Origin of the sequence: Flavobacterium bizetiae (genome assembly GCF_024271895.1) — a bacterium.
Lineage (GTDB): Bacteria > Bacteroidota > Bacteroidia > Flavobacteriales > Flavobacteriaceae > Flavobacterium > Flavobacterium bizetiae.
The window spans coordinates 2,098,086-2,121,458 of the sequence record NZ_CP091861.1; the positions used below are offsets into that span (position 1 = coordinate 2,098,086).

Below are 23,373 nucleotides of genomic sequence, written 5' to 3' on the forward strand. Positions count from 1 at the left end.
ATGCTGCTAAGAAAAATATTCTTTGTTCTTTTTTCTATTGTTTTCTATCAGGTTCAGGCCCAGGAAAGAATTTTAAATTTTGATGTAAAAATTCAAATAGAAAAATCAGGTAATATAAATGTAACCGAAAACATTACAATAAATGCCGAAGGTCGTGATTTTAGACACGGTCTTTTAAGAGTTCTGCCATTAAGCAGACGAGATAAAGACGGTAATCAAATCGATGTTAAATACACCATACATTCTGTAAAAAAAGATGGCGCCACAGAAAATTATTTTACGAAAGAAGAATCCGGTGACTGGAAAATCTATATAGGAAATAAAGATATCGATCTCGAAAGAGGAATATACGATTATCAAATTACTTATACCGTTCCTTTTCAGATAGGATATTTTGACCAATATGATGAGTTGTATTGGAATGTAACCGGAAACGGATGGAATTTGCCTATCGATAAAGCAACCTGCGAAATCACCCTTCCGTCTGGTTATAAATTCGAAAATTTACATTGTTATACCGGAGTATCAGGATCTAAAGCATCAGATTGTGTAAATTCTTTAAAAACGGATCAAACCGTTGCCAGTTTTGCCACTGTAGAACTTAAAAACTATGAAGGTTTAACGGTTGCTGCATCATTTCCTAAAGGAATTGTTGATCCGCCTACTTTTTTGCAGGAAGCAAGCTCATTTTATAAGCAAATAAAAGTAAACTTGTGGTCTGTTATTTACGGAATAGGAATGTCACTTTTCTTCTTTTTTAGCTGGAAAAAATACGGCAAAGATCCCGTTAAGAAAACGTTGATGCCGGAATTTATTCCGCCTTTTGATTGGTCTCCTGCAATTGTAGGATATGTATACGACAGAAAAATTACGCGTAAAGCCTATATGGCCTCTGTGATAAATGCTTCGGTAAAAGGCGCAATTAGAATTTTGTCTACGGTAGAAAATGGTATGTTTAAAAACAAACATACTTATGAGATCGAGGTTTTAAACAGACAATCGCAAAAATTAAGCACTGAAGAATCTGATATAGTAAGCGGTTTTACCAAAAAGGATAAAATAAAAGTATCCGACTCTAACTATAAGATTTTCGAAAAAGCATATTCTAAATGGCTTAATACTGTAACCAAACAAGTAAAGCTGGAAGAGTTTTATCAAAACAATACCTCAAAAAAATGGATTGGTTTTGCTATTTTTCTAATTGCGGGACTTACTTATGAGTTGCTTTCTAATAATAGCGGATTTATTAGTTATCCTTTTTATACAGGACTAATCATTGCAGTTTCAGGATTAACCTATTGGTTTACAAAAGATAATATAGGTACTGGTATGCTTATTTTAAGAGCTATTCTGGCTTTTTTTATTTTACCAATGGCGTTATTTATATTTTTTGTTTCGATTCCTTATTCAAATACGATACAACTAATTGTTATTGGGGCTGTTTTCCTGATGTATATTATTTATGCAAGAACTTTAGGAAAGTTTACCCCAAAAGGTGCAGACGCATTGCATCGATTAGAAGGATTTAAGCTTTATATGCAAACGGCAGAAAAAGACCGAATGAACATGCTCAATCCTCCTGAACTGACTCCGCAATTGTTCGAGAAATTATTTCCGTATGCGATTGCATTGGGAGTTGAGATAGAATGGGGAAAACAATTTGCAGAAATTTTAGAATTGGCCAAATATGATCCTGCCTGGTATCAGGGACAAGACACGTTTTATATGCAACCGGCAATGTTTCTGTCCAGTTTTGGAAATTCAGTAAACAGTGCAGCGGTTAACCCAAATCCGCCTTCATCATCAGGAGGATCTTCATCTAGTTCCAGCGGAAGCAGTGGAAGCTGGAGTAGCGGAAGTTCTGGTGGCGGAAGCTCCGGAGGCGGAGGCGGAGGCGGTGGAGGCGGCGGTTGGTAGAATTTACAAACCAGCAGCTGTCTTAGAAAATATCTTATTAACGAAACCTTGTATTATTTATAATAGTACAAGGTTTTTTTATTTTTGATTGGGTATGATTTAGATTATCTTGCCTGAGCGGAGAAAAATAATTAGAGAATTAGAAAATTTGTTAATTAGATAATGCTCTGTATTACAGTGCTTTTTTTTGAAATGTTTTGGAATTTGGTCCCGAAGCTTCGGGATTTTTTTGAAATTTTTTCACCCTCATGCAACCATTTTAAAACTTAACTCGTCTATGCTAATAGAAGACTATTGCTAAACCAAAAAAACCGAAAAGCTTATTAATGAAAATTATCCAGTTACATCAAGATGAAACCGAAATTATAAAGTTGGCTGTCGAAAATAATCGACAAGCACAACAGCAAATTTATAGTCGGTTTTCCTCAAAAATGTTAAGCGTTTGCCGACAATATATAAAAGACATTCAATTGGCAGAAGATGTAATGATAACAGCGTTTATGAAAGTGTTTACCAACTTAAATAAATTTGAAAATAAAGGAAGTTTTGAAGGCTGGATTCGCCGAATTATGGTTAACGAATGTATATCATATTTAAGAGTACAGAAAAAAGTAAAATTTGTTGAAGATGAAATGTATGTCGAAGAAAGTTTTAATGCAACTGATAGTCAGTTTTCGATCGATCAGATTCAGTTTTTAATAGATGCTTTGCCGGACGGATATAAAATGATTTTCAATTTATACGCCATAGAAGGATACAAACACAATGAAATTGCAAAGATGTTAGGGATTAGTGAAGGAACATCAAAATCGCAATTATCGCATGCCAGAAAGATGCTGCAAACACAGATTATTATTTTAAAAAAACAAGATAATGGAACCGAATAATTTTGAAAAGGATTTCCGTGAAAAACTAAATCAACGCAAGATTGAACCAAGTGACAAAGCCTGGGATCGATTAGACGCAATGTTAAGTGTTGCCGAAGAAAAAAAGCAGCCTAAAAACAAAAAACGATGGATGTACATCGCTGCAAGTATTGTGGGTTTTTTATTAGTGGGAACATTCTTTTTTAATCAGAAACAAAGTGTTGTTGAAGCGCCAAAAAATAATGTAGTCATCAAAGAAAATCTACAAAAAGATACTGTTGTAAAACCAGATTTAGATATAATAAATTCTGTAAAGACAGAAGTAGCAGTTTCAGAAAAAACATCAAATCAGAATTCAGTAAAAGAAGAAAAAAATCTAAATGTAAAACCAAATAAAACCCTTAAAACTAAATCAAATCAAATAGCGGAGTCTTCAATCATCATCAAAAACAATCAACCAAAACAATCTGTTAATAATCAGTCTTTAGCTGTTGAAACTTCTAAAAAAGAAACAGTAGACCAATTATTAGAATCAGCCGAAAAAACTGTTGTAGCAGAAAATTCGGCAAAACCAAAATCAAAAGTAAAAATCAATGCTAATGATTTACTCAATCAGGTCGACGGCGAATTAGAGCTTTCGTTTAGAGAAAAAATGATTACAAAAGTCAATAAAAATTACCAAACGGTAAAAGTGGCTTTGGCGAATCGAAATCAACAAGAATAATTTTTTAATGGCAATATCAATTAATAATTTACAATTCACAATTAATAATTAAATCATCATCAATCACAATCAATTTAAAAAAAATCAATCAATCATGAAAAATTTGACACTTTATCTCGTTGCCCTTATTTTCTTATTTGTTACTAAGGTGCTGGGACAGGAAACCTTTGAATCAAAAGCAAAGAAAATTGCCAATAAAATAGAAAAGGTTACCAAAGAAGAAAAAGCAGCCTTAAAAGAAGAAGTAGAAGCTGTAAACGTACAATTGTCTGAAGGAAAAATTACTCAGGAGCAAGCAGACAAGCGCAAGAAAGAATTGGCAGAAGCCAGAGCTACCATTATTGAGGAAAAAGTAACATTGGCACAAAATGAACTTAATGATTTGGTGCAACAAAAAGTTGACGGAAAAATCAAAGAGGGAGATTCTATCATGAAGCATAGCCTGGTCATTCGTTGGAATGATGAAATATGGAGAGAGGGTAAAAAAGGAAGGGATTCGATTCGTGGAGAAAAAAGAACAACGTCGCAATTTGTGTTTGCAATGGGTTTGAATAATATGATGGTCGATGGTAAACTTCAGGATTCTAATTACAGTTTCATTGGTTCGCATTTCTACGAATGGGGTTTTACCTATAATAGCAGATTAATGAAAAATGACAATTTATTACATGCCAAATACGGACTTTCGTTAATGTACAATAACATTCGTCCAACAGACAACAGAAGTTTTGTGGTAAATGGAAACCAGACAATTTTAGAAACCAATCCTGTAAATCTTGATGAATCTCGTTTTAGAAATGTTTATATAGTGCTGCCATTGCATTTAGAATTCGATTTTTCGAGACCTCAGGTAAGTAATGGAAAAACATATTTTAGAACCCATAGAAGTTTCCGTTTCGGGATTGGAGGTTACGCAGGAATTAATGTAAAATCGAAACAAATCCTAAAATTTGACCAGGATGATTTAGATTATAAAACAACAATAAAAGGAGATTATAATGTTAATAATTTTATCTACGGGCTAAGTTCTTACATTGGTTACAGAGCATTTAGTTTGTATGCAAAATATGATTTAAATCCGCTTTTTCAGGATAATTTAGTGAAAGAAAATAATATTTCGCTAGGAATAAGAGTTGATTTGAATTAAGAATGCAGTTTAATTAGTTAGTAAATAGGCACCTTGAAAGAGGTGCTTTTTTTATGTTAAATCGCGAAATTTCAAGATTCATTTGTGTACTTTTACAGACTTCAAATTTTTAAAAATATTTTACGTTTTGATTTCACAAGCTACTATTGATTCTGTTTTTGAAACTGCTCGTGTAGAGGAGGTTATTGGTGATTATGTTAACTTAAAACGTGCCGGGAGTAACTATAAAGGGCTAAGTCCGTTCTCGGATGAGCGCTCTCCATCGTTCATGGTGTCGCCTGCAAAAGGGATCTGGAAAGATTTTAGTACAGGAAAAGGAGGGAACTCTGTCAAGTTTTTGATGGAGCATTCGCAATTTACCTATCCGGAAGCCATTCGATATCTTGCCAGAAAATATAATATTGAAATAGAAGAAACCGAACAAACAGATGCTGAAAAAGCAATGACAGATGTTCGTGAAAGTATGTATTTGGTTTCAGAATTTGCAAAAGATTATTTTAGTAAAACACTTTTAAATTCAGAAGAAGGAAAAGCAATTGGACTTTCTTATTTTAAAGAAAGAGGTTTTACCAATGAAACCATCAAAAAGTTTAGTTTGGGATATTCGCCTGAAACCTGGGATGCTTTAACCAAAGAAGCTTTAGGTAAAGGATATAAACTGGAATTTCTGGAAAGTACCGGTTTAACAATACCAAGAGAGGATCGCCCTTTCGACCGTTTTAAAGGCCGTGTAATGTTCCCGATAGAAAGTATGTCCGGACGTGTTTTAGGTTTTGGAGGACGTATTTTAACCAATGATAAAAAAGCGGCGAAGTACCTGAACTCGCCGGAAAGTGATATTTACCATAAAAGTAAAGTGCTTTATGGTATTTTTCAGGCCAAACAATCTATAGCCAAACAAAACAATTGTTATCTGGTTGAAGGTTATACAGATGTTATTCAGTTTAATCAGGCTGGTATCGAGAACGTTGTGGCTTCATCAGGAACCGCTTTAACGCCAGATCAGATTCGTTTGATCAATCGGCTAACAAGAAATATTACCGTTCTTTTTGACGGAGATGCTGCCGGATTGCGCGCGTCTGTTCGAGGAATCGATTTGATTCTTGAAGAAGGAATGAATGTAAGAGTTTGTGCTTTTCCTGACGGAGAAGATCCGGATAGTTTTGCCCGAAAAACTTCGCATGACGATCTTGTTGCTTATTTAGAAGAAAACAGTAAAGATTTTATACAGTTTAAAGCGTCTCTTTTAATGAAAGAGGCTAAAAACGATCCTATAAAAAAAGCCGATTTGATTCGGGATATGGTCGTGAGTATTTCGAAAATACCGGATCGTATTCAGCGTGAAATTTATACTCAGGAATGTGCCAGGATCATGGATATCTCTGAGCAGGTATTAGTGAGTACTTTGGCTCAGCTGATTCAAAAAGATATGGCTGATGTGGCTAAAAAACAAAAACAGGAACAAAAACCTTTTGAAGTTTTTAGAAATCAACCCCCTCCACAAGCAGGATATTCAGGAGGAGATCCCGAAGATCCAAGATTTGGACCGCCGGAAGACTATCCGGGCGAACCGGGATATCCGGTAGGGGAGCCTACAGAAAAAGTAGATATTTTGTATCGTTTAGAACGAAAAGTAATTGAGATTTTATTGCTTTACGGAAATAATACCGAAGAATTTGAAGATGTACATTTAAAGAATAATGACGAAGGTGAAGTGGTAATGGTTTCAGAAATGAGAGCATACAAAGTGTACCAGCGTATTTATTTGAGTTTACAGGAAGATGAGGTAGAACTTTCTAATAGTTTGTTCCGTGATATTTTTACTGACTTAATTGCATTTTATAATCAAAATGAGAAATTCAGTTTAGAGCAATATTTAATGCGTTTACAACCAGATTTTGCTCAGGAAGTTACGGATATTTTAATGGAAGATGAGCGATTGACGCTTCACGATTGGGAAGGGCAGAATATTTTCTCGAAAATGAAACACGAAACCATTGCGCAATATGTGACAGAAACAATTATGTCTATGCGTTGGTTTTTGGTGGGCAAAATCATCGAAGAATTAAAAAGCTCTATAAAACCTGATAATTCAGATAATACAGAGCTTTTGTCTATGGTTGTCGATTACTCGAAATTAGTTAATGCATTCTCGAAAAAACTAGGTCGAGTAATGTCGAGATACCATTAAATAATTTCTAAAGTCTTAGCTTTGTTTACTAAGTCAACTAAATTAGTAACATTCAATTTAGTTAGTAATCTCAATTTGTAAGTACTGATCGTTTTTTCGTTCAGGTTTAAGATTTTAGAGATTTCATTGTTTTTCTTACCATCACTTAAGTAACGTAAAACTTCGATCTCGCGATTTGAAAGTTTTCTGTACAAACGTTCGCTTTTGCTTTGTTTAGCAATAAGAGCCATGTTTTTACGTACAGTTTCGTTGATGATAATTTTTCCTTCGTGTACTTTAATAATAGAAAGACCTAAAGTTTCAAGTTTTTCTGTTTTGTGTACATACCCGGAAACTCCTGCTTTGATTGCATTTGGAGCATACATTTGTTCAGCGAGGTCACTAAAAATTACAATTTTTGTTTTTGGGAAATTTTTCAGGATCGATTTTACTTCGAAGATACTTGAAAGGCCTTCAAGTTCAAGATCGAGAATTAGGATGTCAATCTCCTTCGTTTGAAGGATATCTCTAACCATTGAAAAATTGCCTACGTTGGCAACAATTGAAATTTGATCGTGGTCTTTAAAATAAGACTTAACGCCAAAGTGAGTCACAGGATGATTGTCTGCAAGACATACTTTAATCATAATTTTTACCTTTTTTAGAATTGTTCATGTTTTTGGAACTGTAAAATTAATAAATAAATTCTGTAATTAATTGCAGACAAATGTTAAAATGTTTTATTTTAACGTTTTTGGTATTATACAAACCGGAATTGGATCCATTTTATGCTTGTTGCTGGTGTTTAAACGTTTATAAATTTCAAAGACAGATTTTTCTCTCCCATTGAAGTCAGCTGGCGTTTTTCCTGACTCCGCGGCCAACATTGCCCATTCAAGTTCGTCGTAACTTGCTCCCAATTGATCCTCATCGGTGCGATTATCACCAAACAATCCATCAGTTGGAGCAGCTGTTAAAATTGACTCCGGAATCGTTAAAAATTCTCCAAGAGCATAAACATCCGACTTCATTAAGTCGGCAATCGGACTTAAATCGACTCCGCCATCTCCGTATTTGGTATAAAATCCTACACCAAAATCTTCTACCTTATTTCCTGTCCCTGCTACTAAAAGCCCATGAATTCCCGCTAAATAATATAAAGAGGTCATTCTCAGACGTGCACGAGTATTTGCTAACGATAAATTAACTTTTGTTGAATCTTTTGTTGTAGGCACTGCGCTCTTAAAAGCTTCAAAAGTGTCAGTTAAATCTGTTTTTACATCCAAAACGTTCGGAAAACGCTTCTTTAATTGTTCGATATGTTCTCTTCCTCTTAAAACTTGATTTGGAGCCTGGTGAATTGGCATTTCTACACATAAAACCTGTAAACCCGTCTGAGCACACAGGGTAGAAGTTACGGCAGAGTCAACCCCGCCTGAAATTCCGATTACAAAACCGTTTGCTTTTGCATTGTTAGCATAATTTTTTAACCACTCTACAATGTGGATATTTACTTTTTCTGTTTGAATGGTACTTTTTTTAGCCATAATAGTTCAGGTTTTAAGATACAGGGATGTATATTTGCAGAATTATTTTTAAGTATGCGTTTACTTAAAATCCAGCAACACAAATCTAATTAAAATAAAATGAAAATTTATCGCTTTGTAGTGGTTCTGTGCTTGTTTTTTTTGTCCTGTGAGCAAAAAACTAAAGTAGAAAAAGAGGTCGAAGAAATCCCGGTTGATATTAAAGTAGAACGATTTGATAAAGCGTTTTTTGAAACGAAACCAGAAGATTTAGGAAAGCTGAAAAAACAATATCCTTTCTTTTTTCCGGCAGGTACAGGGGATGATGTTTGGCTTAAAAAAATGCAGGATCCTTTATGGAGAGAAGTCTATACTGAGGTGCAAAAAAAATACGCCAATTTTGAACCTGTTCGTCAGGAATTCAATAAGTTGTTTCAGCATGTAAAATATTATTTCCCAAAAAGTAAAACGCCTAAAGTAATTACTCTTATTGGAGAAATGGATTATACTTCTAAAGCAATTTATGCTGATAGTCTTGTAATTGTTTCTTTAGAATTATATTTAGGAAAAGAACATAAGTTTTATGAGTTCCCAAATTACTTAAAGCAGAATTTCGAAGAAAAACAAATTATGCCGGATGTGGTGTCTAGTTTTGCTTTTAGAAACATTCCTGCTTTTCCTGATAAAAATTTAGTTTCACAAATGATTTTCGAAGGAAAACAATTATATGCAAAAGATTTGCTTTTGCCAGATTATACAGATGCTGAAAAAATAGGCTACTTGCCGGAACAAATAAAATGGTGTCAGGAAAATGAAGCTTATATGTGGCGCTTTTTTGTTGAAAGTGAAATGTTATATAGGGAAGATCCAAAATTAAATACCCGATTTATTGCGCCTGCTCCGTTTTCTAAATTTTATTTAGAAATCGACAATGATTCTCCCGGAAGAATTGGTGCGTGGTTAGGATGGCAAATGGTGCGATCTTACATGAAGAATAACTCGAATGTAACATTGCCGGAATTATTAAAAACGAATGCAAAAGAGATTTTTGAACAATCAAAATATAAACCTAAGAAATAATGTCAGATACAATAAACTCAGAAATTAAATTCAATATAGAATTAGACGAAAACCGTGTGCCGGAAAAATTAACCTGGAGCGCGCAAGATGGCGGCGTTCAGGCGGAAGAAGCAAAAGCAATTATGTTGTCTATTTGGGACAGTAAAGCCAAAGAAACAATGCGTATTGATTTATGGACAAAAGATATGCCGGTAGATGAAATGAAGATTTTCTTTCACCAGACTTTAGTAGCGATGTCAGATACTTTTAAGCGCGCTACAGACGATGAAAAGATGTCGGATACGATGAAAGATTTCTGTGATTATTTTGCAGAAAAACTAGAGCTAACGAAATAAAGAAATTCCAAATTCCAATCATTGGAATCTTAAAATAAAAAATCCCAAATTCCAATTGTACTGTTGGAATTTGGGATTTTTTTTTGATCAAATCAAAACTTACTTAGACATTGTTTTGATTGATTTCTTTTTAATATCATTGATGATTTTATTATAACAACCGACTATAACAGTAGTCGTTGGTTTGTTTGTAAAGCTATTTTCATCTTCAATAGAGCCTCCGGATGTTTGTGAATAAATTATTTCTCCAAGATTTAAATCGTAGACTTCTAAAGTTACTTCTGCAAAAGACATTTGTTTTTTATAATAAAAATGATCTGGAAATTCAAAGCCGGTTAAATCATTTTTTGCGTTTTTGCATTTTATGTTGACATAGTAATCAAAACTGGCTCCTTTTTTTAAGTCTAATATTGTTGACTTGCTAGGATTGAGAGGAACTTGTTTAGGTAATAGTAATGACTTTTCGGTTAATGAATATTTTACTCTTTCGCCAAGATATTCTGAAAAGTCTTTTAAAACCAGCGTGGCCAATTTATCCTTAGCATATGGATTAGCTTCAATTTCACCAACTAGCCATTTACCATTAGAGAAATCTATCCCGTAGGTGTGATTTTTACTGTATACAAAATAATGAGTAGTATTACAGGAAAATAAAAGAAACAAAAACAAAAAGCATATAATTCTTTTCATGAACGAAAATTTAGTTTTTGCGGCAAATATAGCAGATTAATTTTGATAAGAATTAACTGTAATATAAAAATCCCAAATTCCAATTGTACTGTTGGAATTTGGGATTTTGCTTTTGGAATTTTATTTAAGGTTTTCCGTTATCTTGAGTGAAGCCGAAGGTTTGGAATTTGGAATTTAAAAAATTTCGAATTTCTTTACTTAACAGATCTTTTATCTAAATCTTTAAATATTCTTTTTAAAGCACCTTCTACTAATTGATCGGTGTTTTTATAAAGCATAATGTTGTCTATAAGTTTGCCTGATTTTTGGGTGTTTCCGTTAGGCGGATCGGTTACTTTTGAGGTAGATCCAATTACATTTTGAGAATAGATAATCTGCTGTAAATTTAGATCGTAAATTTCGACAATTACAGATCCTTCATTTCTTCCTCTGTCGTAATCATTTTGATAAAGTTCGAGAGACGAAAAATCGCTTTTGTTTTTTCTGGTCGAAATATTAATGAAGAAATCAAAACCGGTTCCGTCTTTTAATTCCTTTATTTTTGTTTTGCCTGGATTTAAATTGATCTTTTGGGTAACCAATAATCCTTTAACATCGTGAATATAAAATAGTCTTTCGCCTAAATGTTTTTTAAAATATTGCAAGGACTTTTCGGTTAGTCTGTCTTTAGAATTGCTCGGGCAATCGAGTTCGTTTAAAAGCCATTTTCCAGAGGTAAAATCAACTCCGGTTCGTTGTCCTGTTGCAAATGTGTAGGATGCTGTAGTACATGATGAAAGACAAATGGAAATGAGAATGAAAAAGAGGAGTGTGGTATTCTTCATAAATTACAAATTGATTCGTTTCAAATGTAATTTAAAAATTCCAATAAAAAAGAAATCCCAAATTCCAATCTAAATTGGTATTTGGGATTTTTTTTATTTAAAAGTTTCTGTCGCCCTGAATAAAGTCAAAGGTTTGGAATTTTAATTTTAAAATTGTGAGTTATTCTTAAAAACTTCCTGATTTACTTCATCAATATAGTTTAGTACATCATCTTTTCCTGTTTGTTCTGTAGCAGAAGTAACAAAGTAATGAGGCATTTCTTCCCAGTTGTTGGCGAACATTTGTTTTTTGTAAGCAGCGATATGTGAATCAATTTTTGTCTTGCTAATTTTATCCGCTTTAGTAAAAATGATGCAAAACGGAATTTCGCTTTCACCCATATATGACATAAATTCGATGTCTATATTTTGAGCTTCATGACGAATATCGATCAAAACAAAAGCGCAAACTAGTTGCTCTCTGGTTTCAAAGTAATCTGTAATAAATTGCTGAAAAACCGATTTTGTCTTTTTTGATACTTTAGCATATCCATAACCAGGTAAATCGACAAGGAACCAATTGTTGTTAATCTTAAAATGATTAATTAATTGAGTTTTTCCCGGTCTTCCTGAAGTTTTAGCTAAATTTTTATGATTGGTAAGCATGTTAATCAACGATGACTTACCTACGTTCGAGCGGCCGATAAAAGCATATTCCGGCAAAAAATCCGCAGGACATTTTGCAACTACAGAATTACTAATAATAAATTCGGCGGTATTAATTTTCATGTTTTTTGTGTTTAAGACCTCCTTAAAGTCGAAAGTTAGATGCTATAAATTCTTTTTAACGAGCCATTCTTCAAGAATTGTATTGAATTCCTGAGGGTGTTCCATCATAGCAGCGTGTCCACATTTGTCTATCCAATACAAAGTTGAATTAGGCAATAGTTTGTCAAATTCTTCAGCGACATTCGGCGGAGTTACAGCGTCATTTTTACCCCAAATAATACAGGTTTCTACTGTCATTTTTGGTAAATCTTTGGCCATATTATGACGAATTGCGCTTTTGGCAATCGTTAAGGTTTTGATCAGTTTGATACGATCATTAACCGTTGCATATACTTCATCGATAAGTTCCGGAGTAGCAATTTTAGGATCGTAAAATACATCTTCAGCCTTCTTTTTGATGTATTCATAATCGCCTCTTTTTGGATAACTATCTCCCATTGCGCTTTCGTAAAGACCAGAGCTTCCGGTGATTACAAGACCTGCAACTTTTTCAGGATATAGTTTTGTGTGATAAAGTGCGATGTGACCTCCTAATGAGTTGCCTAGTAAAATGACCTTATCATAACCTTTAAAAGTGATAAAATCTTTAACGTATTTAGCAAAGCTTTTTACGTTCGTTTTTAAAATACTCTGAGTATATATTGGCAAATCCGGGATAACAACTTTGTATCCTTTCGTTGGGAAATATTCTGCTACAGCATCAAAGTTACTAAGGCCTCCCATTAAGCCATGTAAAATAACGATAGGAGTTCCTTCTCCAGCTTCATAATAGCTGTATTTGCCTTCTTTTTTGTAGTGTTTGTCCATTTAATTTAATGCCAATTTCAATTGGGACAAATATAGGGTTTAATAAATAAAAATGAATTTTTGCTACGGTTTTTTAACTAGATAATTTTAGTAGAATTTGTAAGTAGCTAAAAATCAGATTTAATAGGGCTTTTTGGCGCATTTTCTAAATGTTAAGAAAACTGCATTATAACTAATTTTTTAAGAAATATTATGCATTATTTTTTTGATGTCGAAGTGTTATTGTCTTTTCGTTAATTATAAGTTAAAGTATTGATTGTCCATAAATTAAGGAAGGTGGTAGGAAAGTGGTTAAACTTATTAACAAAGTGGTATATAGTGGTAAATTGTGGTAATATTTTTTATATTTTTGTCCTATAACATATTAATGTATTTTTCTTGAACACAATTGTTGGAACATATGAGTGTAAAGTCGATGCTAAAGGGAGGCTAATGATGCCTGCGCCCTTAAAAAAGCAATTGGCTTCTTCTCTTCAGGACGGGTTCGTTTTGAAGCGCTCAGTTTTTCAGCCGTGTTTAGAATTGTATCCAATGGAAGAATGGAACTTGATGATGCAAAAAATCAACAAGCTGAATCGTTTCGTAAAAAAGAACAATGATTTCATTCGAAGATTTACTGCCGGTGTTAAAATGGTAGAGATTGATGCATTGGGAAGGTTATTGGTCCCGAAGGATTTGGTGGCTTTTTCAAGTATTTCTAAAGATGTGGTTTTTTCATCTGCGGTTAATATTGTGGAGATTTGGGATAAAGATTTATATGAAAAATCAATAAGCGGCGAAGATATGGATTTTGCAGATCTGGCCGAAGAAGTAATGGGAAATATTAATGACGACGACAATGGAATATCATAATCCGGTTTTACTTCACCCTACAGTTGATGGTTTAAATATTAAACCAGATGGCATATATGTAGATGTAACGTTTGGTGGCGGTGGTCATTCAAAAGAAATTTTGAGACGATTGGGTCCAAACGGAAAATTATTTGCTTTTGATCAGGATGAAGATGCACTTGCAAATGCGTTGCCGGATGAACGGTTTACCTTAATTAATGAGAACTTTAGATTTATAAAAAGATTTTTGCGTTTTCACGGTGTTAAAGGAGTAGATGGAATTTTGGCTGATTTGGGTGTTTCATCACATCAGTTTGATGTTCCGGAAAGAGGATTCTCGACAAGATTTGATGCCGAGCTCGATATGCGGATGAGTCAAAAAAATGATTTAAGTGCTTACCGTGTGGTTAACGAATATGAAGAACAGGATTTACGTCGTGTTTTTTTTGATTATGGGGAGTTGAAGAATGCGCCACTTTTATCAAGAACAATTGTAGAGGCAAGAGAACACAGGCCAATTAAAACTACAGATGAACTGAAAGACGTTTTGGCGAAATTTTTACCTGAACGAATTCGTAATAAAGTATTGGCTCAGATTTATCAGGCCATTCGTATTGAAGTAAATCAGGAAATGGATGTTTTAAAAGAATTTATCGAGCAATCTCTTGAAATTCTTAATCCGGGCGGAAGATTCTCTGTAATCTCTTATCATTCTCTTGAAGACAGACTGGTAAAAAGATTTATAAAAAACGGAATGTTTGAAGGAGAACCAGAACGTGATTTTTTTGGAAACTTTTCTGTTCCTTATAAAACAATAGGAAAATTAATTGTTCCGGATGATGCTGAGATCAAAATCAACAACAGAGCAAGAAGTGCAAAATTGAGAATTGCCGAGAAGATATAATATATATAGGTAGAAAATGAAAAGTGGAGTATTTGGCATATTAAAAGCGAGATTTTTATTAAACGATGATGCAGTGAAGAACTGGAGATTCATTGTTTTTATAATTCTGCTTGCTATACTAATGATTGCCAATACACAACGATACGAGCAAAAGGTTTTTGAAATAGCAAAACTAAACAATGAAGTAAAAGAATTGCGATCTGAATTTGTAGACCGTCGTTCTGAATTAATGAAGTTGAAGATGGAATCAACGATATCGGATAAAATGCTTGACAAGCAAATTTTCCCATCGACAGTTCCTCCGGTTAAGATAGAAGTTAAAAAAGAAGAAGAAAAAAGTTTCTTTAAAAGAATATGGCAGTAGACGATAAAAATATATCCTACAGAATTTACCTCGTAGCAGTTTTCATCTTTGTGATGGCAATTGCTATTGTTGTTAAGTTAACCAATATTCAATGGGTTGAAGGAGATTATTATAGAAAACTGGCGAAACAGCGTACCGTTAGAAATTTTGTAATTCCGGCAAATAAAGGAAACATCTATTCTGCTGACGGAAGTTTGTTAGCAACATCAATCCCAAATTATGAGATTCGATTTGATGCTAAAGCGCCAAAAACAGAAACTTTCGAAAAATATGTAAAATCGTTGTCAGATTCATTGTCAACTGTTTTAGATAAACCGGGAAGTTATTTCGAAAAAGAATTAAGAAAAGCGAGAGCCAACAAAAATCGTTACTATTTGATTGCCCGTAATTTGAGTTATACCGAATATGTAAAAATAAAAGGATTTCCATTATTCAATTTAGGTGCTTTCAAAGGTGGAATTATCATCGAACAAGAAACGGTTAGAAAACATCCGATAGGAAAAATTGCAGAAAGAACAATTGGTTATGATCGTATTGATCCTGCAACAGGAGTTGAAGTAGGTAAAGGAATTGAGTGGGCTTTTAAAAGTTATCTGAACGGAAAAGATGGTAAAATTTTAAAGCAAAAAATCGCCAAAGGACAATGGAAACCTATTCGTGATCTTAATGAAGTAGATCCTGTAGATGGTTATGATGTAATTTCTACGATAGATGTTTTTATTCAGGATATTGCGCATCATGCTTTATTAAAGCAGTTAGAAGAATACGAAGCAGATCATGGTTGTGTAGTAGTGATGGAAACAGAAACGGGACATGTAAAAGCGATTTCGAATTTAGGAAGAGCGGAAGATGGGTCGTATTATGAAACTACAAATTATGCTGTAGCAGAATCTCATGAGCCTGGATCGACCTTTAAATTAGTCGATTTAATGGCGATTTTAGATGATAAAGTAGCAGACACAAGTACGGTTTACGATAGTCATAACGGACAAGTAAAATATTATGGGCGCTCTGTTACCGATTCGCATAGAGCTGGTTACGGAAAAGTTACATTAGCACGTGGTTTTGAACTTTCATCCAATACCGTAATGGTTCAGGCAGTTTATGAAGCTTATAAAAATAATCCATCCAAGTTTGTGAATCACATTAAAAGTTATGGATTAGATAAGCCGTTAGGATTGCATTTTAAAGGAGAAGGAAGGCCTTATATACCACAACCTGGAGACAAACATTGGTCTGGAGTTTCACTTCCGTGGATGGCTTTTGGTTACGGAGTTTCGGTAACACCAATGCAAACGCTGGCATTTTATAATTCAGTGGCCAATAATGGTGTAATGGTAAAACCGCAATTTGTATCAGAAATTAAAGAATGGAACAAAACCATTAAAAAGTTTGATGTTGAAGTAATAAACCCAAAGGTTTGTTCGCCGGAAACCATTAAAAAACTGAAAGCAGTATTAGAAAATGTGGTTAAAAAAGGAACAGGATCGAAACTGTATTCAAAAGATTTTTCGATGGCTGGAAAAACGGGAACAGCTCAGGTAAATTACGGAGGAAAAGAAGGAAAGTCGGCATTGTATTACGCCTCTTCTTTTGTGGGGTATTTCCCGGCAGATCATCCTAAATATTCTTGTATTGTGGTTGTTCATAAGCCTAATACATCAAAAAATAATTATTACGGAGCAGATGTTTCAGGGCCAGTTTTTAAACGAATTGCCCAAAAAATATTTACAGATGCGCCTTCGACAAATAAAATTAAACAACTTGATTCTAAAATTGCAAAACAAGAGATCAGTTACGATAAGTACGATGTAGAATCAAGAAAAAAATCAAGTCAGATTCCTGATTTAAAAGGAATGCCGGGAATGGATGCAATTGCTTTACTAGAGAATTTAGGTTTGAAAGTAAAAGTAAATGGAGTAGGAAAAGTAAAAAAACAGTCTTTACAAGCTGGACAAAATATTAGTAAAAACACAACAATAGTATTAGAATTATCGTGAAAATACTGAAAGACATATTATATAAAGTAGCTATTGAGTCTGTAACGGGTTCGACAGAAATCGATATACATAAAATTGATTTTGATTCAAGAAAAATTGAAGAAAAAGATGTTTTTGTAGCGATTCGCGGATCACTTTCTGATGGTCATGATTATATAGAAAAAGCAATTCAATTAGGTGCAGTTGCCGTGATTTGCGATACATTACCGGAAAACGTCGAAAAAGGAATTACTTATATACAAGTAAAAGATACCAATACGGCTTTGGCTTTTATGGCCGCTAATTATTTTGGAAATCCTTCTGAAAAATTAAAATTAGTTGGAGTAACAGGCACAAACGGAAAAACAACAATTGCTTCGTTATTGTTTCAGTTGTTTCAAAAAGCAGGTTTTAAAGTTGGTTTATTATCAACTGTAAAAATCATGGTAGATCAAACGGAATATAAAGCAACGCATACAACGCCGGATTCAATTACAATCAATCATTATTTAAATGAAATGATCGAAGCCGGAGTAACGCATTGTTTTATGGAGGTAAGTTCACACGGAATTCACCAAAAACGTACAGAGGCATTGCATTTTGTTGGAGGGGTTTTTACGAATTTATCTCATGATCATTTAGATTATCATCCAACTTTTGCAGAATACAGAGACGTAAAGAAATCATTTTTTGATTCGTTGCCAAAAACGGCTTTCGCTTTATCAAATATCGATGATAAAAACGGAACTGTGATGTTGCAAAATACAGTAGCCAGAAAATTTACATACGCCTTAAAAACCTATGCTGATTTTAAAGCGACAATATTAGAAAGTCAATTATCAGGACTATTATTAAAAGTAAATGACAATGAAGTTTGGGTAAAACTTATCGGAACTTTTAATGCTTATAACGTTTTGGCAATTTACGGAACCGCTGTAGAATTAGGAATGGATAGTCTTGAAGCCTTAAGATTGCTATCTGATTTAGAAAGTGTTTCAGGACGTTTTCAATACATTGTTTCAGAAGGAAAGATAACAGCTATTGTTGATTACGCGCATACTCCTGACGCTCTAGATAATGTTTTAAAAACAATCGGGGATATCCGTACTAAAAACGAACAGCTAATTACGGTTGTAGGTTGCGGCGGAAACAGAGATAAAACAAAAAGACCAATTATGGCTAAAATTGCTACAGATCTTAGTGATAAAGCAATTTTAACTTCTGATAACCCAAGAAACGAAGATCCTGAAGTGATTTTAGATGAAATGGAAAAAGGAGTTGAAGCTCATAATTATAAAAAAGTACTGAGAATTACCGACAGAAAACAAGCAATAAAAACCGCTTGTCAATTGGCTCAGCCCAATGATATTATTTTAATTGCCGGTAAAGGACATGAAACCTATCAGGAAATAAATGGTGTTCGCCATCATTTTGATGATATGGAAACTGTAAAAGAAATTTTAGAACAACTAAATAAATAATAATCAATTTTTTGAATTCGAAACGCCACATTAAAAAGAGAATTCAGATTTTCAAAAATTGAAATTTAAAACAAAAGATATATGCTATACTATTTATTTGAATACTTGCGAAAAACATTAGACATGCCAGGGGCTGGGGTTTTTCAGTACATCACTTTTAGGTCAGCTTTAGCTTTTATGCTTTCGTTACTATTATCAACGATTTACGGAAAAAGAATTATCAATTTTTTACGTAATCAACAAGTTGGTGAAACAGTTCGTGAGCTTGGCCTTGCAGGTCAGAATGAAAAAGCAGGAACGCCAACAATGGGAGGTCTGATTATTATTTTTGCCACTCTTGTGCCAGTGTTGTTATTTGCTCGTTTGCAAAATATTTACATCGTATTGCTTATTGTAACCACATTGTGGATGGGAACAATTGGTTTTGTAGATGATTATATCAAGATATTCAAAAAAGATAAGCAAGGTCTTAAAGGGATTTTTAAAGTTATTGGTCAGGTAGGTTTAGGACTTATTGTAGGTACAGTACTTTATTTTAATCCTGCCGTTACGGTAAGGACAGATACAGGTTATAGCGGAGGTGTAAAAGCATCTACTTCGATAGTGATGCCTGCGCAAATTGAAGAAAAGTCTACAGCAACAACGATTCCTTTTGTAAAAAACAATGAATTTGATTATGCCGAATTATTGGCATGGACAGGTGAAGGATATGAAAAATGGGCATGGTTAATTTTTATTCCCGTAGTTATTTTTATTATCACAGCAGTTTCTAACGGTGCAAATTTAACAGACGGAATTGATGGTTTAGCCGCAGGAACCTCGGCAATATCGGTGCTCGCGCTCGGGATATTCACCTTTGTATCAGGAAATATTATTTTCTCTAACTATCTGAACATTATGTACATCCCCAATTCGGGTGAGATGACCGTTTTTATCTCCGCCTTTGTGGGAGCGTTAATTGGTTTTCTCTGGTACAATTCCTACCCCGCATCCGTGTTTATGGGAGATACAGGAAGTTTAACTATTGGAGGTATCATTGCGGTTTTAGCAATTGCAGTTCGTAAAGAAATATTGATTGTTTTATTCTGTGGAATTTTCCTTGCAGAAAGTGCTTCAGTAATAATTCAGGTAGCTTATTTTAAATATACAAAAAAACGTTTTGGCGAAGGCCGAAGAATTTTTCTGATGTCGCCGTTACATCACCATTATCAAAAGAAAGGATACCATGAAAGTAAAATTGTAACCCGATTTTGGATTGTTGCAATCATGTTAGCCATATTATCAATCGTTACTTTAAAACTTAGATAATGTTTTAATTATAAATTGATAATTAAAAATTAAAAATTGTGTGTTTGGGGAGATGAAGGGGAATATTATTCAAGAGAAGTCATTTCTCTTTGCAGTTAGAGTAGTCAATTTATATAAATATCTAACTAATACAAAAAAGGAGTTTGTTTTAAGTAAACAACTTTTAAGATGTGGAACTTCGATTGGAGCAAACATTGAAGAGTCGATTGGAGGACGTTCTGGTAAAGAGTTTCTATTTAAGCTTGAAATTTCATATAAAGAAGCTAGAGAAACGATTTATTGGTTGAAATTGTTAAAAGCAACAGATTATATTTCTGTAAATGAATTCGAAAGTATTCATAAAGAGGCAGAAGAAATATGTAAAATATTAGCAAAAATTATAATAACCTTAAAAGGGAAGACATGATGGAATTAAAAGCCTCGTATGTTAAATTTTTAATTTTTAATTCTCAATTTTTAATTTATAAAGTATGAGGTTAATAGTATTAGGTGGAGGAGAAAGTGGTGTAGGTACCGCTATCCTGGGAAAGAAACAAGGTTATGATGTTTTTGTATCTGATTTTGGAAAGATAAAGGAGAGCTATAAAGAAGTTCTTATCATTAATAAAATTGCTTGGGAAGAAGAAAAACATACCGAGGACCTGATTTTAAACGCCGACGTGGTGATGAAAAGTCCGGGAATTCCAGAGAAATCTCCCATAGTACAAAAATTGATCGCTGCCGGAATTAAAGTGATTTCGGAAATCGAGTTTGCTAAGCCTTTTACAGAAGCATTGACTATCGGGATTACAGGTAGTAATGGTAAAACAACAACAACGATGCTCACACATCATTTGTTGAAATCAGCAGGATTAAATGTTGGTTTAGGAGGAAACATCGGAAAAAGTTTTGCCTGGCAGGTTGCCGAAAATAAATACGATGCCTATGTTCTTGAATTAAGTAGTTTTCAGCTCGACGGAATTATAGATTACAGGCCGGATATTGCCATTATTACGAATATTAGTCCGGATCATTTAGACCGATACGAATATAAATATCAAAATTACATTGAGTCGAAGTTTCGAATAACAATGAACCAGACCGAAAGCGATTATCTTATTTACGATGCAGATGATGAAGCAATTTCAGAATGGTTACAGAACAACAAAACAAAAGCAAAATTAATTCCTTTTTCATTGTCTAAAACATTCGATGAAGGGGCTTCTATAAATAACAACAAAATGGAAATAAAGATCAACCAAGAAGAGTTTACAATGGAAACAGAACACATTGCGTTAGAAGGAAAACATAACATGAAAAACGCAATGGCAGCAAGCTCTGTAGCGAAATTGATGCAAATTAGAAATGCAACAATTCGCGAAAGTTTATCTAATTTTCAAGGTGTTGAACACCGTTTAGAAAAAGTTCTAAAAATTCAGAATGTACAATATATCAACGATTCAAAAGCAACCAACGTAAATGCTACTTTCTTCGCTTTAGACAGTATGAATGTTCCAACTGTTTGGATTGTTGGAGGAGTTGATAAAGGAAACGATTACAACGAATTGATGTCGTTGGTTCGCGAAAAAGTAAAAGCAATTATTTGCCTTGGAGTTGATAATCATAAAATCATCAATGCCTTTGGTAATGTAGTTGATATTATGGTAGAAGTAAATAACATGAACGATGCTGTAAAAACAGCACAACGTTTAACTGAAAAAGGTGATGCAGTTTTATTGTCTCCAGCTTGCGCAAGTTTCGATTTATTCGAAAATTACGAAGACAGAGGAAAGCAGTTTAAGCAAGCGGTACATAATTTATAATTTTAGATTTCTGATTTTAGATTTTAGATTGTTTCTAAACTTTGAAATTTTGGATTACTAAATATTTTAAGTTCTTTTTGGTTATGACGACGGATGAAATGAAGGTGAGGACAAAGAGGTTTTCTTTGACCATAATAAATTTAGCAGAAAAATTACCTGCTACATATATTGTAAAAGTAGTAGCGAATCAGGTGGTACGAAGCGGAACATCAGTTGGAGCGAATTATAGGGCAGTTTGCAGAGCAAGAAGTGATAAAGAGTTTATTGCTAAAATGAATATCGTTCTGGAAGAAGCAGATGAAACTTTATTTTGGTTAGAAATTATAAAAGAAAAAAATTGGAGTGATAAATCAGAGTTAGAAATAATTTTGAAAGAAGGAAATGAGTTAACAGCCATTTTTGTGAGTAGTTTAAAAACAGTAAACAACAGAATTAATAATAAAAAATAAAAATCGAAGATTTAGAAATAATCTAAAATCTGAAATCAAAAATCTAAAATGAAAGAGCTAGTTAACAAATTAAAAGGAGATAGAGTAATATGGTCATTCGTGGCTTTATTAGCGCTGTTTTCGTTTATGCCTGTTTTTAGTGCGAGTAGTAATTTAGCATATATAGGTCACGGAACCGGGAACACATTGGGTTATTTAGTAAAACATCTGGCTCACGTTTGTATTGGTTTTATGATTATTTACTGGGTTCACAGAATTCCGTATCACTATTTTAGAGCAATTTCAAAAGTAGCGTTGCCTGTTGTTTGGTTTTTGCTTTTGTATACATTACTAAAAGGAACTGTAATTGCGGGAGCAAATGCAAGTCGTTGGATTCAGGTGCCTTTTATAGGGATTACGTTTCAAACGTCGACTCTGGCGGCTAGTATATTATTTATTTATGTAGCGCGTTATTTGTCGAAAACGAGAGAAGAAAATGAACCTTTTCAAACATCGTTGATACAACTTTGGCTGCCTGTTTTTATAACATTGGCGCTTATATTACCAGCGAACTTTTCGACGACAGCATTGATATTTTCAATGGTAATTATGTTAACGTTCATTGGTCGATATCCGCTTAAATACATTGGATTTATCATAGGTTCGGGAATCGGAATGTTGTTGTTTTTTCTTTTGGTAGCCAAAGCATTTCCGGATTCAAGATTCTTTAGCAGGGTATCAACATGGGAAAGTCGTATTATGAACTTTACCACAGATAAACCGGATGAAGATGATTATCAAATCGAAAAAGCAAAAATTGCAATTGCGTCAGGAAAACTTGGAGGATTAGGACCTGGAAAAAGTGTTCAGAAAAACTTTTTACCACAATCGTCTTCAGATTTTATTTACGCAATTATTGTAGAAGAATATGGTTTAGTGGGCGGAGTGGCAATTTTAGTCTTGTATTTATTATTATTATTCAGGTTTGTAATTGCATCGCATAAAGCCAATACGCTCTTTGGGAAATTAGTCGTCGTCGGGCTCGGTTTTCCGATGATATTTCAGGCGATGATCAATATGGCGGTTGCAGTAGAATTATTACCGGTAACGGGACAAACATTGCCATTGATTAGTAGTGGAGGTAGTTCGATCTGGATGACGTGTTTCTCTCTTGGAATCATTATTAGTGTAACTAAAAAAGAAGAAGAAATCGCCGAAGAGCAAGAAGAAAAGGAAAGAAGAAAAGAAGCGCTTCAACGATTAATTGATAAAGAACTGGCCGAAGAAGATTTGGTTCACAATGAAAAAGAACCGGTTTATGAAGAAGAAGGAATGTATTCGATAGAAGATAATTCCAGAAATCCGATGAATGCAGTTTTAAATAAATAGAAAAATTAAAATAGAAATAGTTTTTAAAGCGAA

Annotated in this window: 23 protein-coding genes; 17 read left to right on the forward strand and 6 right to left on the reverse strand. The window is 33.8% G+C overall.

Features of this window, described 5'->3' with window-relative positions; genetic code table 11:
• From L0669_RS09265 to dnaG, 5 genes are all read left to right on the forward strand, one after another.
• Positions 1 to 1,917 (forward strand): DUF2207 domain-containing protein, encoded by a 1,917-nt coding sequence (locus L0669_RS09265; RefSeq protein WP_263762968.1) that lies wholly within the window; start codon positions 1 to 3, stop codon positions 1,915 to 1,917.
• Positions 1,918 to 2,243: 326 nt separating this feature from the next.
• On the forward strand, positions 2,244 to 2,804 hold the full coding sequence (locus L0669_RS09270; protein ID WP_263762970.1) for an RNA polymerase sigma factor: 561 nt from the start codon (positions 2,244 to 2,246) through the stop codon (positions 2,802 to 2,804).
• The gene (locus tag L0669_RS09275) at positions 2,791 to 3,507 is read left to right on the forward strand and encodes a hypothetical protein (protein WP_263762971.1); all 717 of its coding nucleotides are present in this window, start codon (positions 2,791 to 2,793) and stop codon (positions 3,505 to 3,507) included. The genes L0669_RS09270 and L0669_RS09275 overlap by 14 nt, the downstream gene beginning before the upstream one ends.
• 94 nt (positions 3,508 to 3,601) lie before the next feature.
• Positions 3,602 to 4,654 (forward strand): hypothetical protein, encoded by a 1,053-nt coding sequence (locus L0669_RS09280; protein ID WP_263762973.1) that lies wholly within the window; start codon positions 3,602 to 3,604, stop codon positions 4,652 to 4,654.
• A gap of 127 nt (positions 4,655 to 4,781) precedes the next feature.
• Positions 4,782 to 6,845: a DNA primase gene (gene dnaG, locus L0669_RS09285; protein ID WP_263762976.1), complete on the forward strand. Its 2,064-nt coding sequence runs from the start codon at positions 4,782 to 4,784 to the stop codon at positions 6,843 to 6,845.
• Here the strand turns inward: dnaG and L0669_RS09290 are convergent.
• Both L0669_RS09290 and nadE read right to left on the reverse strand, forming a co-directional pair.
• Complete coding sequence (locus tag L0669_RS09290; RefSeq protein WP_026730588.1) at positions 6,842 to 7,471, reverse strand: response regulator transcription factor; 630 nt, start codon at positions 7,469 to 7,471, stop codon at positions 6,842 to 6,844. The genes dnaG and L0669_RS09290 overlap by 4 nt on opposite strands.
• Before the next feature lie 93 nt (positions 7,472 to 7,564).
• Positions 7,565 to 8,371 carry an NAD(+) synthase gene (gene nadE / locus L0669_RS09295; protein ID WP_173972092.1) on the reverse strand — a complete coding sequence of 269 codons (807 nt, stop codon included), beginning with the start codon at positions 8,369 to 8,371 and terminating at the stop codon, positions 7,565 to 7,567.
• A gap of 99 nt (positions 8,372 to 8,470) precedes the next feature.
• Between nadE and gldB the strand changes: the two genes are divergently transcribed.
• Together gldB and gldC are read left to right on the forward strand one after the other, a co-directional pair.
• Positions 8,471 to 9,430, forward strand: coding sequence for a gliding motility lipoprotein GldB (gldB, locus tag L0669_RS09300; RefSeq protein WP_263762978.1), 960 nt, complete (start codon positions 8,471 to 8,473; stop codon positions 9,428 to 9,430).
• The gene (gene gldC / locus L0669_RS09305; protein WP_026985662.1) at positions 9,430 to 9,765 is read left to right on the forward strand and encodes a gliding motility protein GldC; all 336 of its coding nucleotides are present in this window, start codon (positions 9,430 to 9,432) and stop codon (positions 9,763 to 9,765) included. The genes gldB and gldC overlap by 1 nt, the downstream gene beginning before the upstream one ends.
• 99 nt (positions 9,766 to 9,864) lie before the next feature.
• Here the strand turns inward: gldC and L0669_RS09310 are convergent, their stop codons facing one another.
• The 4 genes from L0669_RS09310 to L0669_RS09325 form a co-directional block, all read right to left on the reverse strand.
• A complete protein-coding gene (locus tag L0669_RS09310) occupies positions 9,865 to 10,455 on the reverse strand; it encodes a hypothetical protein (RefSeq protein ID WP_263762980.1) in 591 nt (196 codons plus the stop codon).
• Between the two features lie 194 nt (positions 10,456 to 10,649).
• A complete protein-coding gene (locus L0669_RS09315; protein WP_263762982.1) occupies positions 10,650 to 11,279 on the reverse strand; it encodes a hypothetical protein in 630 nt (209 codons plus the stop codon).
• 147 nt (positions 11,280 to 11,426) lie between these two features.
• Complete coding sequence (yihA, locus tag L0669_RS09320) at positions 11,427 to 12,047, reverse strand: ribosome biogenesis GTP-binding protein YihA/YsxC (protein WP_173970289.1); 621 nt, start codon at positions 12,045 to 12,047, stop codon at positions 11,427 to 11,429.
• 42 nt (positions 12,048 to 12,089) lie between these two features.
• Complete coding sequence (locus L0669_RS09325) at positions 12,090 to 12,854, reverse strand: alpha/beta fold hydrolase (protein WP_263762984.1); 765 nt, start codon at positions 12,852 to 12,854, stop codon at positions 12,090 to 12,092.
• Between the two features lie 378 nt (positions 12,855 to 13,232).
• On the opposite strand from L0669_RS09325, the gene L0669_RS09330 reads away from it, so the two are divergent.
• The 10 genes from L0669_RS09330 (at position 13,233) to L0669_RS09375 (ending at position 23,340) form a co-directional block, all read left to right on the forward strand.
• Positions 13,233 to 13,706: a division/cell wall cluster transcriptional repressor MraZ gene (locus L0669_RS09330; protein ID WP_026730580.1), complete on the forward strand. Its 474-nt coding sequence runs from the start codon at positions 13,233 to 13,235 to the stop codon at positions 13,704 to 13,706.
• Positions 13,681 to 14,589: a 16S rRNA (cytosine(1402)-N(4))-methyltransferase RsmH gene (gene rsmH, locus L0669_RS09335; RefSeq protein ID WP_199174574.1), complete on the forward strand. Its 909-nt coding sequence runs from the start codon at positions 13,681 to 13,683 to the stop codon at positions 14,587 to 14,589. Before L0669_RS09330 ends, rsmH begins: the two co-directional genes overlap by 26 nt.
• A gap of 16 nt (positions 14,590 to 14,605) precedes the next feature.
• Complete coding sequence (locus L0669_RS09340; RefSeq protein WP_263762986.1) at positions 14,606 to 14,953, forward strand: FtsL-like putative cell division protein; 348 nt, start codon at positions 14,606 to 14,608, stop codon at positions 14,951 to 14,953.
• Complete coding sequence (locus L0669_RS09345) at positions 14,944 to 16,953, forward strand: penicillin-binding protein (RefSeq protein ID WP_263762988.1); 2,010 nt, start codon at positions 14,944 to 14,946, stop codon at positions 16,951 to 16,953. Before L0669_RS09340 ends, L0669_RS09345 begins: the two co-directional genes overlap by 10 nt.
• Entirely contained in the window at positions 16,950 to 18,413 is a 1,464-nt protein-coding gene (locus L0669_RS09350) for a UDP-N-acetylmuramoyl-L-alanyl-D-glutamate--2,6-diaminopimelate ligase (RefSeq protein WP_263762990.1), read from the forward strand. Before L0669_RS09345 ends, L0669_RS09350 begins: the two co-directional genes overlap by 4 nt.
• Before the next feature lie 81 nt (positions 18,414 to 18,494).
• Positions 18,495 to 19,721, forward strand: coding sequence for a phospho-N-acetylmuramoyl-pentapeptide-transferase (gene mraY, locus L0669_RS09355; protein WP_173970295.1), 1,227 nt, complete (start codon positions 18,495 to 18,497; stop codon positions 19,719 to 19,721).
• 52 nt (positions 19,722 to 19,773) lie between these two features.
• On the forward strand, positions 19,774 to 20,127 hold the full coding sequence (locus L0669_RS09360; protein ID WP_263762992.1) for a four helix bundle protein: 354 nt from the start codon (positions 19,774 to 19,776) through the stop codon (positions 20,125 to 20,127).
• A 64-nt stretch (positions 20,128 to 20,191) separates the two neighbouring features.
• On the forward strand, positions 20,192 to 21,523 hold the full coding sequence (murD, locus tag L0669_RS09365; RefSeq protein ID WP_263762994.1) for a UDP-N-acetylmuramoyl-L-alanine--D-glutamate ligase: 1,332 nt from the start codon (positions 20,192 to 20,194) through the stop codon (positions 21,521 to 21,523).
• A gap of 98 nt (positions 21,524 to 21,621) precedes the next feature.
• Positions 21,622 to 21,972 carry a four helix bundle protein gene (locus L0669_RS09370; protein ID WP_425250481.1) on the forward strand — a complete coding sequence of 117 codons (351 nt, stop codon included), beginning with the start codon at positions 21,622 to 21,624 and terminating at the stop codon, positions 21,970 to 21,972.
• 48 nt (positions 21,973 to 22,020) lie between these two features.
• Complete coding sequence (locus tag L0669_RS09375; protein WP_173970297.1) at positions 22,021 to 23,340, forward strand: FtsW/RodA/SpoVE family cell cycle protein; 1,320 nt, start codon at positions 22,021 to 22,023, stop codon at positions 23,338 to 23,340.
• Positions 23,341 to 23,373 lie beyond the last annotated feature (33 nt).